Source organism: Streptomyces sp. 8N706 (genome assembly GCF_052245415.1).
GTDB lineage: Bacteria > Actinomycetota > Actinomycetes > Streptomycetales > Streptomycetaceae > Streptomyces.
In genome coordinates this window covers 1-10,579 of record NZ_JBQQBW010000172.1, presented here as the reverse complement: position 1 = coordinate 10,579, position 10,579 = coordinate 1, and the positions used below count along the sequence as shown (strand labels likewise).

The 10,579-nt window shown below is 69.5% G+C and carries 9 protein-coding genes, 1 rRNA gene and 1 pseudogene; 3 read left to right on the top strand and 8 right to left on the bottom strand.

Features of this window, described 5'->3' with window-relative positions; translation table 11 throughout:
• The first annotated feature begins 792 nt into the window (after positions 1-792).
• The 3 genes from ACTWQE_RS32560 (at position 793) to ACTWQE_RS32550 (ending at position 4,411) form a co-directional block, all read left to right on the top strand.
• Complete coding sequence (locus ACTWQE_RS32560) at positions 793-1,734, top strand: HAD family hydrolase (protein WP_443332695.1); 942 nt, start codon at positions 793-795, stop codon at positions 1,732-1,734.
• A 445-nt stretch (positions 1,735-2,179) separates the two neighbouring features.
• Positions 2,180-2,965, top strand: coding sequence for an ECF subfamily RNA polymerase sigma factor, BldN family (locus ACTWQE_RS32555; RefSeq protein ID WP_443332694.1), 786 nt, complete (start codon positions 2,180-2,182; stop codon positions 2,963-2,965).
• 216 nt (positions 2,966-3,181) lie between these two features.
• Positions 3,182-4,411 (top strand): DUF5667 domain-containing protein, encoded by a 1,230-nt coding sequence (locus ACTWQE_RS32550; protein WP_443332693.1) that lies wholly within the window; start codon positions 3,182-3,184, stop codon positions 4,409-4,411.
• A 220-nt stretch (positions 4,412-4,631) separates the two neighbouring features.
• Here the strand turns inward: ACTWQE_RS32550 and ACTWQE_RS32545 are convergent, their stop codons facing one another.
• The 8 genes and pseudogenes from ACTWQE_RS32545 to rrf form a co-directional block, all read right to left on the bottom strand.
• Positions 4,632-5,651 carry a lysophospholipid acyltransferase family protein gene (locus ACTWQE_RS32545; protein WP_443332692.1) on the bottom strand — a complete coding sequence of 340 codons (1,020 nt, stop codon included), beginning with the start codon at positions 5,649-5,651 and terminating at the stop codon, positions 4,632-4,634.
• Position 5,652: 1 nt separating this feature from the next.
• Complete coding sequence (locus tag ACTWQE_RS32540; protein ID WP_443332691.1) at positions 5,653-6,705, bottom strand: NAD-dependent epimerase/dehydratase family protein; 1,053 nt, start codon at positions 6,703-6,705, stop codon at positions 5,653-5,655.
• A gap of 203 nt (positions 6,706-6,908) precedes the next feature.
• Complete coding sequence (locus ACTWQE_RS32535) at positions 6,909-7,007, bottom strand: 30S ribosomal protein bS22 (RefSeq protein WP_003948845.1); 99 nt, start codon at positions 7,005-7,007, stop codon at positions 6,909-6,911.
• 111 nt (positions 7,008-7,118) lie between these two features.
• A complete protein-coding gene (locus ACTWQE_RS32530; protein ID WP_351507891.1) occupies positions 7,119-7,328 on the bottom strand; it encodes a helix-turn-helix domain-containing protein in 210 nt (69 codons plus the stop codon).
• Positions 7,329-7,455: 127 nt separating this feature from the next.
• On the bottom strand, positions 7,456-8,271 hold the full coding sequence (locus ACTWQE_RS32525) for a phosphatase (protein WP_443332690.1): 816 nt from the start codon (positions 8,269-8,271) through the stop codon (positions 7,456-7,458).
• A gap of 97 nt (positions 8,272-8,368) precedes the next feature.
• Complete coding sequence (locus ACTWQE_RS32520; protein ID WP_443332689.1) at positions 8,369-9,541, bottom strand: acetoin utilization protein AcuC; 1,173 nt, start codon at positions 9,539-9,541, stop codon at positions 8,369-8,371.
• Positions 9,495-9,947: pseudogene (locus tag ACTWQE_RS32515) on the bottom strand (MFS transporter); the annotation flags it as partial. The gene ACTWQE_RS32520 and the pseudogene ACTWQE_RS32515, both read right to left, overlap by 47 nt.
• 495 nt (positions 9,948-10,442) lie before the next feature.
• Positions 10,443-10,559: ribosomal RNA gene (rrf, locus tag ACTWQE_RS32510) — 5S ribosomal RNA — on the bottom strand.
• Positions 10,560-10,579 lie beyond the last annotated feature (20 nt).

Sequence of the window (10,579 nt, the reverse complement as noted above, 5' to 3'; positions counted from 1 at the left end):
GTCAGTACGAGGACGACCTCCCCCAGCCTCCGGCCGGGGGTACCCCCACCGCCTTGCGATCGCACGCACCTGGGGGCACCGCCCAGCGGTAGCTGGGGGAGCCGCGGACCCCGCCCTTCGGGCGGACGGCACTACTTTCGAAACACGCCCTAGGTGTATTGACCTGGAGCGTTGTTCACTCGGCTGATGGGCGGCCGGCCTGCGAGTGCGGTGCGGCAGAAGCAGCGCCATCCGCCCGGAGGGCGGTCCGCGTCTCCCCCGGACTCCGGCCGGGTGGGGGCCCCGCCCGAGGACCGGGGAACGGACTTCTGCAAAAGCCCCTGCCAAGGCCAGCGACACGCCTCCACAGCAAGCTGCTGACCTGGGTTGCAATCGCCGCCGCAGATTCACGGAGGCCGGGTGGGGTCAGCGGCGGTGCGGTCGGCCCTGTCCGGGCGGTGTCGTCGGGCAGCGACACTCCCGGGTTCACAAGGCCGGAGCGGTGAGCGCGGGCCTTTACGCTGCACAGCCGGACTCGCCCGAGCGAACCCTCGGCCTTCGGCAGGGCCGCCGTGCTACGAGAGGGACGTCCCGCGCCCCCTGGCTCACCGGTGGCCCCACCCTGTGCGCGAAGCCCGTCACCGGCGTGCCCCGGCCGCGGCCCCCAGGGCACTCCGGGGGCGCCTCCGGAGACCGCCCGGCCAGGGAAGGGCCTGGCCGGGCGCGGCCACGGCATAGGAGCGCCGCAGGAAGTTCACGCGCCCGAATCCTCCTGACTCCGGTTTGGCCGAACACACTGGCTATGCTCACGTCATGGCCGCATTGGGATGGCTCACCCACCGAAGGCGCTCCGCCACGGCACGCAGCGTGCTGGCAGGCGAGGCCGCTGCCGAGGCAGCCCGCAAGTCCTCCATCGACACCGCCGTGCAGGACGTCGAGGGACAGCGCGACGACGCCGCCGAGCTGGAGTTCCCGGTCGCCGGGGACCAGCTGGCCGCGGCCTTCTTCGACCTCGACAACACCGTGATGCAGGGCGCCGCGCTCTTCCACTTCGGCCGCGGACTCTACAAGCGCAGGTTCTTCCGCAAACGCGAGCTGGCCCGCTTCGCCTGGCAGCAGGCGTGGTTCCGGCTCGCCGGCGTCGAGGACCCGGCCCATATGGAGGACGCGCGGAACAGCGCGCTGTCCATCGTGAAGGGGCACCGGGTCTCCGAGCTCATGGAGATGGGCGAGGAGATCTACGACGAGTACATGGCCGAACGGATCTGGCCCGGCACACGCGCCCTCGCCCAGGCCCATCTGGACGCGGGCCAGAAAGTCTGGCTGGTCACGGCCGCCCCCGTGGAGACCGCCACGATCATCTCCCGTCGCCTCGGTTTGACCGGAGCGCTCGGCACGGTCGCCGAATCCCTCAACGGCATCTACACCGGCAAGCTCGTGGGCGAGCCGCTGCACGGCCCGGCGAAGGCCGAGGCCGTACGGGCGCTGGCCACGGCCGAGGGCCTCGACCTGTCGCGCTGCGCCGCGTACAGCGACTCGGCCAACGACATCCCGATGCTGTCGATCGTCGGGCATCCGTACGCGATCAACCCGGACACGCGGCTGCGCAAGCACGCCCGGGAGCACGGCTGGCGGCTGCGTGACTATCGGACGGGCCGCAAGGCCGCGAAGGTCGGCATCCCGGCCGCCGCCGGAGTCGGCGCGCTGGCCGGCGGCGCGGCGGCCGCGGTCGCCCTCCAGCGCCGCCGCCGCTAGCTATCACCCTCTGTAACTACCCACGCAACCTGCGACAACGTCGAGCCGCCCGCGCTCACGAGTCACGACGGACCCGCCGTGGCGGCCGTACCGTCCGCCCCGCGGAGCCCGTATGCCACCGGGACACGGCCCGGCGACGCGCGGCCATTCCGGCCTTCTTACCCCCTCCGGCTTCCCGCCAGTCCCAATGCCGCCGCAGCGCCAGAAGCTGACCGCCGAGCGAGCAGTTCGCAGAGAAAAGCGGTCATTCTCTATCGCGCGTTCGATATTTGATCGGTCATCAATCTATAACAGAGCGTTCTGAACCGACGATTTGAGCAACTCGGTGTAGCGCTGCCTGTACGAAGCGTTATTCTCCTCAGACGCAAACGGGTACCCGCACGTCGCTACGACGAGTGAATGGTCCCGCACTGCACGTGATGGAAGCTCTGCCTCTGGGAGTCCCGTGTACCCACACGTCGGGGTTGACGCCTCGGGCCTGGCTACGCTCCGCTCGACGGTCGCCGACCATCTGCGCGGCTTCGTCCCCACCGCGTACGCCGTCCCCGCCTTCGCCGCGCCTGTCCCTGCCGCCGGTCCGACCGGCCCCGCCTACGCCCTGGCCGAGCGCACCGCCGCGCTCGGCAGACGTACGCGTGCCACCGCCGGCGCCACCACCGCCCGCCGCCCCGCCGCCGACAGCGACAGCCGTCGCATGATGGACCTGGTCGAACGTGCCCAGGCCGGTGAGGCCGAGGCCTTCGGCCGCCTCTACGACCAGTACGCCGACACGGTGTACCGCTACATCTACTACCGCGTCGGCGGCAAGGCCACCGCCGAAGACCTCACCAGTGAGACGTTCCTGCGGGCCCTGCGCCGCATCGGCACCTTCACCTGGCAGGGCCGCGACTTCGGCGCCTGGCTGGTGACGATCGCCCGCAACCTCGTCGCCGACCACTTCAAGTCCAGCCGTTTCCGCCTCGAGGTCACCACCGGCGAGATGCTCGACGCCAACGAGGTCGAGCGCAGCCCGGAGGACTCCGTCCTCGAATCGCTCTCCAACGCGGCCCTGTTGGAGGCGGTCCGTAAGCTCAACCCCCAGCAGCAGGAGTGTGTGACGCTCCGCTTCCTCCAAGGGCTCTCGGTCGCCGAGACGGCCCGCGTGATGGGGAAGAACGAAGGCGCGATCAAAACCCTTCAGTACCGCGCGGTCCGCACCCTGGCCCGGCTCCTCCCGGACGACGCCCGCTGACCCCGACGACAACACTTACGGTGACCACCATGACCCCGCGGTCCGATCATCGTCCATGCGTAACCCGACTGCCGCGCCGCTCGTTGTCCGGGTTGCAGGCTCCCTCTGGTCACGCCATGCCCACGACCTCTCACTCGATCGGGTGGTCGCGCTCAAGGCGTGCAACCTTCCACAAGTGCCGGGGAGTCGACGTGACGACGAGAGGAGGTGCCGCCTGTGATCGCGAACGTATCGGCGCACCGGCGGGCGAACGCCTTCGCCCAGGTCCTGGAGGAGCAGGCTCGCCAGGACCGGAGGGCTGAGCGGCCCGACGCTTCGGCGGCGGACGTCCAGCAGGTACAGCAGATCCAGCCGTGCCGGCACGGGGAGCTGACCGCCCTGACGGGCGGACTCGGCCGGCTGCCGAAGCCGGTGCTGGATCCGGACGTCAGGGTGGTGCAGCGAGCCCAACTGGTCGCGGCCATGGAGGCGATGCTCGCCGAGGGCGTCGGGGCGGACGGTCCCAGAGTGCCCGAGCAGCGCTCCCGGAAGGGCGCCCACCGGGCGAGCCGTCTTCGGAAGCTACGGCCCCGGTCCCGCTGGTCGAAGGGGCTCGCGGCAGGTGGGCTCACCGTCGGGGTGGCGGCCGGGGCGTTCAGCGGTGTCGCGGCGGCCAGTTCCGACGCCCTGCCGGGAGATTCGCTCTACGGCCTCAAGCGCGGCATGGAGGATCTGAAGCTCGGCCTGGCGGACGGCGACGCGGACCGCGGCGAGATGTATCTCGGCCAGGCCTCGACGCGTATGAACGAGGCCCGTCGGCTGATGGAGCGCGGGCGCACCGGCCACCTCGACCATGAATCGCTGGGCGAGGTCCGCAGAGCGCTCTCCGGTATGCGGCACGACGCCTCCGAGGGACACCGGCTGCTGTCCGAGGCATACGCACGGGAGGGCTCTCTGGCTCCGATCCAGGCGATCGAGTCCTTCTCCACGTCTCATCGTCAGAGCTGGCGCGAGCTGCGCGACCGGCTGCCGACCCAGCTCACCGATGTGGGAGACCAGGTGAGTTCGGTCTTCGACGCCATGGACGAGGAGGTCGGCCCGCTGAAGTCGATGCTGCCCTCGGGGCCGGACGGCGACGACCGGTCCGGTCAGGGCTCCGGCGACTCCTCCGGACCGACCGGCTCGCAGGGGACGTCCGGGAATTCCACACCCGCGTCGGACAGCCCGTCCAAGCAGCGGACCGACGGTGAGGACAAACCTCGGCCCTCCGAGTCGCACCGGCAGGATGAGGGGCTCATCGACAGCACCGGCGATCTGCTCGACCCGCCGCAGAGCAGCAGCCCGACGCCCTCCGGTGGCCGGGGCAGCGGCAAGGACAACAGCACGGCAAAGCCGGACGTCACCCTTCCCCCGCTGCTGCCCGGCATCCTCCCGGGCCTGGGCATCGAGGGTCAGGACGTGCGCTGAGTCGTAGCGGACGCGAGCAAGCGCTGGGGCCCGGCGTCGAAGGAACTTCCTCTCGGCGCCGGGCCCCAGACGCGTCAGCTCAGCACACGGCGCCCAGCATTCACCCCGGAACCGCCGCCGGCTCAGGCGCTCCGTCCGGAGGCGCCTGCAGCTCAGAGACGGCCTGGTTCACAGGAGGGCCGCGGTTCCCGGGCGGCTTCCGCGGGGAGGCACGTCACGTTCAGAAGAAGACCGAGCGCCGCTGCACCAGCAGCTTGTACAAGGCGTGCTGGATCGTTTCTCGTACCTGGTCGGTGAGGTTGAACATCAACATCGGGTCCTCGGCCGCCTCCAGCGGATAGGCGTCGGTCGGGATCGGCTCACCGAACTGGATCGTCCACTTCGTCGGCAGCGGTACAGCGCCGAGCGGGCCGAGCCAGGGAAAAGTCGGCGTCAGCGGAAAGTACGGAAAGCCGAGCAGACGGGCCAGGGTCTTGGCGTTTCCGATCATCGGGTAGATCTCCTCCGCACCGACGATCGAGCACGGCACGATCGGCGCACCGGCCTGCAACGCCGTGGAGACGAACCCGCCCCGTCCGAAGCGCTGCAGCTTGTAGCGCTCGGAGAAGGGCTTGCCGACGCCCTTGAAGCCCTCCGGCATCACCCCGACCACCTCGCCGCGCTCCAGCAGCCGCTGGGCGTCCTCGGAACAAGCCAGGGTGTGACCGGCCTTGCGCGCCAGCTCGTTGACGACCGGCAGCATAAAGACGAGGTCGGCGGCGAGCAGCCGTAGGTGGCGGTCGGCCGGGTGGTGGTCGTGCACCGCGACCTGGAGCATCAGACCGTCCAGCGGCAGCGTCCCGGAGTGGTTGGCGACGATCAGCGCACCACCGGTGTCCGGGATGTTCTCGATGCCCTTCACCTCGACGCGGAAGTACTTGTCGTACACGGGTCGCAGCAGGGACATCAGGACCTGGTCGGTGAGATCCTCGTCGTAACCGAAGTCGTCGACCTCGTAGTCCCCGGTGACCCGGCGGCGCAGGAACGACAGTCCATGGGCGAGTCTCCGCTCCCACACGCCGGTCCCCGCGGACCCGTGTGACTCCGCGGCCGACGGGTCCTGCGTCTCCGGGGGCACCGGCTGTTCGGGTACGGGCGACAGCGGGCCCGACCTGCGCCCGTTCACTCTGGTCTTCGGCTTGGCCTTGCCGCGCCGCGACCTCGGCTCGTCACCGAAGGGAATGACCTTGGCGTCGGCCATGTCAGGTGCGCTCCTCACTGGGGGCCGCGGGGACGAGGTCCGCGAGCCGGTCGACGGTACGGGCAAGGGTTTCGGGCGGGAGGAGCCCTGGGGCACGGCTGCGGGCGAAGTCCGCGAAGGCCTCCGCTGTCGTATAGGTCGGTTCGAATCCCAGGGTCTCCCGCATCTGGGCCGTCTGGACGACGCGGCCGTGCGTCAGCAGCCGGATCTGCTCCGGCGAGAAGTCGGTCATGCCGACGGACCGGAGCGCGGAGCCGACCCAGGTGACGGCGGGCAGCAGGACCGGCACCGTGGGACGGCCGAGCCGCCGGGCGGTCTGCGAGAGCAGCAGCACACCGTCGCCCGCGATATTGAAGGTGCCGCTGTTGAGTGTGCCGCGGCGGGCTTCGAAGGAGGCGATCCGCAGCACCTCCATCACGTCGTCCTCGTGGACGAACTGCAGCCGCGGGTCGTAGCCGAAGACGGTCGGGAGCACGGGCAGCGAGAAATAGTCGGCGAGCGGGGATTCCGCGCAGGGACCGAGGATGTTGGCGAAACGCAACACGCAGACGGCGACATCGGGCCGTCGGCGGGCGAACCCCCGGACATAGCCCTCGACCTCGACCGCGTCCTTGGCGAAGCCGCCGCTGGGCAGCGACTTGGGCGGGGTCGTCTCGGTGAAGATGGCCGGGTCGCGGGGCGCGGAGCCGTACACGCTGGTGCTGGACTTGACCACGAGGCGCTCGACGGCGGGCGCCTTCTGGCAGGCGCCGAGCAGCTGCATGGTGCCAATGACGTTGGTCTCCTTGACCGTGCTACGGCTGCCCCGGGTCCCCAAGGGGGTGCCGGTGATGTCCATATGGACGACGGTGTCGACGGCGTGCTCGGCGAGGACCTTGGCAATGGTGGGATGCCGGATATCGGCCTGGACGAAGTCCGCGCCCCCCAGATGGTGCTCGGGCGGTACGGCATCCACGCCGATCACCCGGTCGACCTCGGGCTCTCGTTGGATGCGTCGTACGAAACGCCCCCCGAGCTGCCGGGCGACACCGGTGACGAGCACGACTTTGCCCAAGATCAGCGCCTTCCTTCCGCACCTAGGCCGGGTCCGTGTTTATTCCCGTAGCGGTCACCGTATCGGGTGGATGTTGCACTGTGGTGACCGCAGGATGCATACAGCTACATTTCGGCCGGATGCCTGATACGCGTCCCCCGATACGACGACGCCGCCCTCCCACCGGGACGGCGGGAGGGCGGCGTACCACTTTCAGCTGTCGCTTACTTCTTGTTGCGACGCTGAACGCGCGTGCGCTTGAGCAGCTTGCGGTGCTTCTTCTTTGCCATCCGCTTGCGCCGCTTCTTGATAACAGAGCCCACGACTACCCTCGCTCACTTCGAATCACTCGGTGCGGGGCGTCCGAGCCCACACGACCTACGTCGGCCCAGCCTACCCGGCGCCGAGTGAGGAACGTAATCCGAGGGTCACCGTCAGGCGGTCTCCACCCCCACATAGGACTCGCGGAGATAGTCGTGGACCGCCTGCTCCGGAACCCGGAACGACCTCCCCACCCTGATCGCAGGCAGATGACCGCTGTGCACCAGCCGGTACACGGTCATCTTCGATACGCGCATCACCGTGGCGACTTCCGCCACGGTCAGGAACTGAACCTCGTTCAGAGGCCTCTCGCCAGCAGCCATGACACACCTGAACCTTCCGCACATGACGGGCACCGGCTTCCCCTCCGGTGACTCCTCGTCGCTGTGCGCTCCTCCCCAGATTAGGGGCGTGTGATGCAAGTGGGGAAGAGGAGTAGCGATCGACCGCCTACTGTGACAGACACGCTCGATTGAGTACATAGCGAGTAAGCGGCCGGTAGTAATCGGACCGCACAGCGTCATCAAGCGGAACAGCGACGGACACCCGGCCCTCGGCTTCTCCGACGAACAGCGCGGGATCGTCCGTGTCAGCCAGCCCCATGGCCTCGATCCCCAGCTGACCTGCCCCGCAGACCCAACCGTGGTCCCCGATGACGAGTGCCGGGAGGGGGATACGGGCGTCCGCCGCGGCATCGAGAGCGGTACGAACCGGGAGCGGGGAGTGCGTGTGCACGCCCGTTTCACCGCCCGGCCTCTCCGCCCCGGCGACCCGCACCGAGGCGACTCCGTGTGCGTAGTCGAGGCGGTAGGTGCGTACGCCGAACCGGGTCGTTATGTCGATACATCGCCCATGCGCCGGGGTGAGTACGGAACATCCCGCCGCTGAGAGCGCCCGGGCCAACGAAGCGTAGAAACCGAGGAGACGGTGGGGGTGACCGGTGCCCAGGAGCACGGGCGCGCGAGCGGCGACCACCGCACGGAGGCGGCCGGCAAACGCTTCGAGCGCCGCCACCGTACGGTCGGGGTCGATCACATCGGGGCCGGAAACATGTTCCGCATCGTCCGAGACTCCGCACCGCTCGGCCATCAGCCTCAACACCTCCGGCTGTTCCCATGCCCCTTCGGGGTCGAGGCCGAGCAGCACCCGTGGATCCCTGGCGGCGAAGAGCCGGTAGCTGCGCAGGCTCGTCTCGCGGGAGGTCGCCACAGGCCCTGCCAACCGGGCCGCCAACAGATGCGCACGCAGCGCTCCAGGATTCAACACGTCCCCGATGCTGGGCCACAGGGCGGCCTCCCGGCCCGGGAACGGCGATAAGCCCCACCGTTGGCCTAATGGCGCGTAACCTCGGGCGGGCACACGGCTACGGCAGCAGACCGTGGGACGGGAACACCGCCCGCCGCGTGGCCAGGATCGCCTGGTCCAGACGGTCCGCCGGGTCGTACCCCGTATCCGCGAAGTTCCGCCGGCGCGGCTCCCGGCCGTCCGTCATCCGCCCCGGCGCCGGCTGCCGCGTCTTCGCGTACACCTGGTGCCGCCACTCCTCCGGCACCACCGTGGTCGGCGGCACCGGCTGCCCCGCCGCGATCGCCACCAGATGCGTCCAGGACCGCGGTACGACGTCCACGATCGCGTAACCGCCACCGCCCAGCGCCAGCCAGCGCCCCTCCGCATACTGATGCGCCAGGTCATGACACGCCTCGGCCACCGCCCGCTGCGCGTCCAGACTCACCGCGAGGTGGGCAAGCGGGTCCTCTACATGCGTATCCGCTCCATGCTGTGTCACCAGCACCTGCGGACCGAACGCCTCCAGCAGCTCGGGGACCACCGCGTCGAACGCCCGCAGCCACCCCTCATCGCCGGTCCCGGCCGGCAGGGCCACATTCACCGCGCTGCCCTCGGCGCCGTTCCCACCCGTCTCCTCCGGCCACCCGGTCTGCGGGAACAGCGTCCGCGGATGCTCATGGAGCGAGATCGTCATCACGCGCGGGTCGTCCCAGAAGGCCGCCTGCACGCCATCACCGTGGTGCACGTCCACATCGACGTACGCCACCCGCTCCGCGCCCAGTTCCAGCAGCCTGGCCACGGCCAGCGCGGCGTCGTTGTAAATACAGAAACCGGAGGCCGCACCGGGCATCGCGTGGTGCAGCCCGCCCGCGAAATTCACCGCGTGCACGGCATCGCGGCGCCAGACCGCCTCCGCCGCGCCCACCGACAGCCCGGCGATCAGTGCCGACGCCTCGTGCATGCCCGCGAAGGCGGGGTCGTCCTCGGTGCCCAGGCCGTAGGTTCCGTCCGCCGACTTCGGATCGGCCGACACACGCCGCACGGCGTCGATATAGTCCGAGCGGTGGATGAGCCGCAGGGTGGAGTCCCCGGCGGCCTTGGCGGCCACCACCTCCACCGCCCGGTCCAGTCCGAACGCCTCGACCAGGCGCATGGTCAGCGCCAGACGTACCGGGTCCATCGGATGTCCGGAGCCGAAGTCGTAGCCCGTGACTGCTTCGTCCCACATCAGCTGTGTGCGGCCGCTCATGTTCGCCACCGTATCGGGTTGGTTCAGCACCCAACGATCGGGCGTGCAGGAGTGTCATCAGGACCCGCGCGTGGAATCACCCCGCGGTGATTCCACGCGTCCCCCAGCCCGCCGACGAGCGGTGAGCCGATCGGAAGGCCGGCGTCATGGAAGATATTGAGGCGAGCGACGGCGGCCGCGGACACTCCGGGGACAGACGGCTCGCCGCCGCGATGATTTGCGGCAGGCTCAGGGACAGACCGAAGCCGAGCATCGTGAACCCGAGCATGCCCACTCGGGGGGTGGGGGCCGGCCAGACCACGGCGAAACCCGCGGCCACGGGCCCGTGCCGATCGGCACCACCGCGACCGCGCCGAGGCGCCGTACGCCCAACGTCACTGACCGAGCGCCCGATGAGGGTGGTGACCGAGCCCGTACGCCGGCTGGAGGCTGACTCGGAGCATGGTCGGGGAGGCGTCCAGGCCGCCGACCTCCGACCTTCGACCCGAACATGGCGAGTGCGCCAACGAGTTGCTGCAGCTGGTGCCCATGCCGACCGCCGGCAGAGCAAGCAGTACGACGGGTTGGATCCATCGGAGCACGGCACTGGGCCGCTCGTGGCGTACAGAGGTGCTCGGTGACCACGCTTGCCGGAACCGGCGAGGATCGGCACAGCCGCCAGGAAGAGAGGCAGCAGCGCCTCGGACATCCCGCAGCGGTCCCCGGACAGCCGGAATGCGCGTCACCACACATGACCACACGGCATCAGCAGATCAAGGGCCACTCCTGGCGCGAAGCAGGCGGCCGCCGAACGGTGATGGACGGCCTGCCGAGATGGGTCCCGCAGCAGCTGAAGGATCCTGAACGCAGAAATGCCGCAGCCCCCGGGATCTCACGATCCAGGGGACTGCGGCCAACAATTGTTCGGCGGTGTCCTACTCTCCCACAGGGTCCCCCCTGCAGTACCATCGGCGCTGAAAGGCTTAGCTTCCGGGTTCGGAATGTAACCGGGCGTTTCCCTAACGCAATGACCACCGAAACTCTATGAACATATCGACC

What these genes read in the sequence shown, in the direction of transcription:
- ACTWQE_RS32560 (WP_443332695.1), top strand. Translation starts at nt 793, where the DNA reads ATGGCCGCATTGGGATGGCTCACCCACCGAAGGCGCTCCGCCACGGCA.
- ACTWQE_RS32530 (WP_351507891.1), bottom strand. Translation starts at nt 7,328, where the DNA reads ATGGCTGCTGGCGAGAGGCCTCTGAACGAGGTTCAGTTCCTGACCGTG.
- ACTWQE_RS32520 (WP_443332689.1), bottom strand. Translation starts at nt 9,541, where the DNA reads ATGAGCGGCCGCACACAGCTGATGTGGGACGAAGCAGTCACGGGCTAC.
- ACTWQE_RS32545 (WP_443332692.1), bottom strand. Translation starts at nt 5,651, where the DNA reads ATGGCCGACGCCAAGGTCATTCCCTTCGGTGACGAGCCGAGGTCGCGG.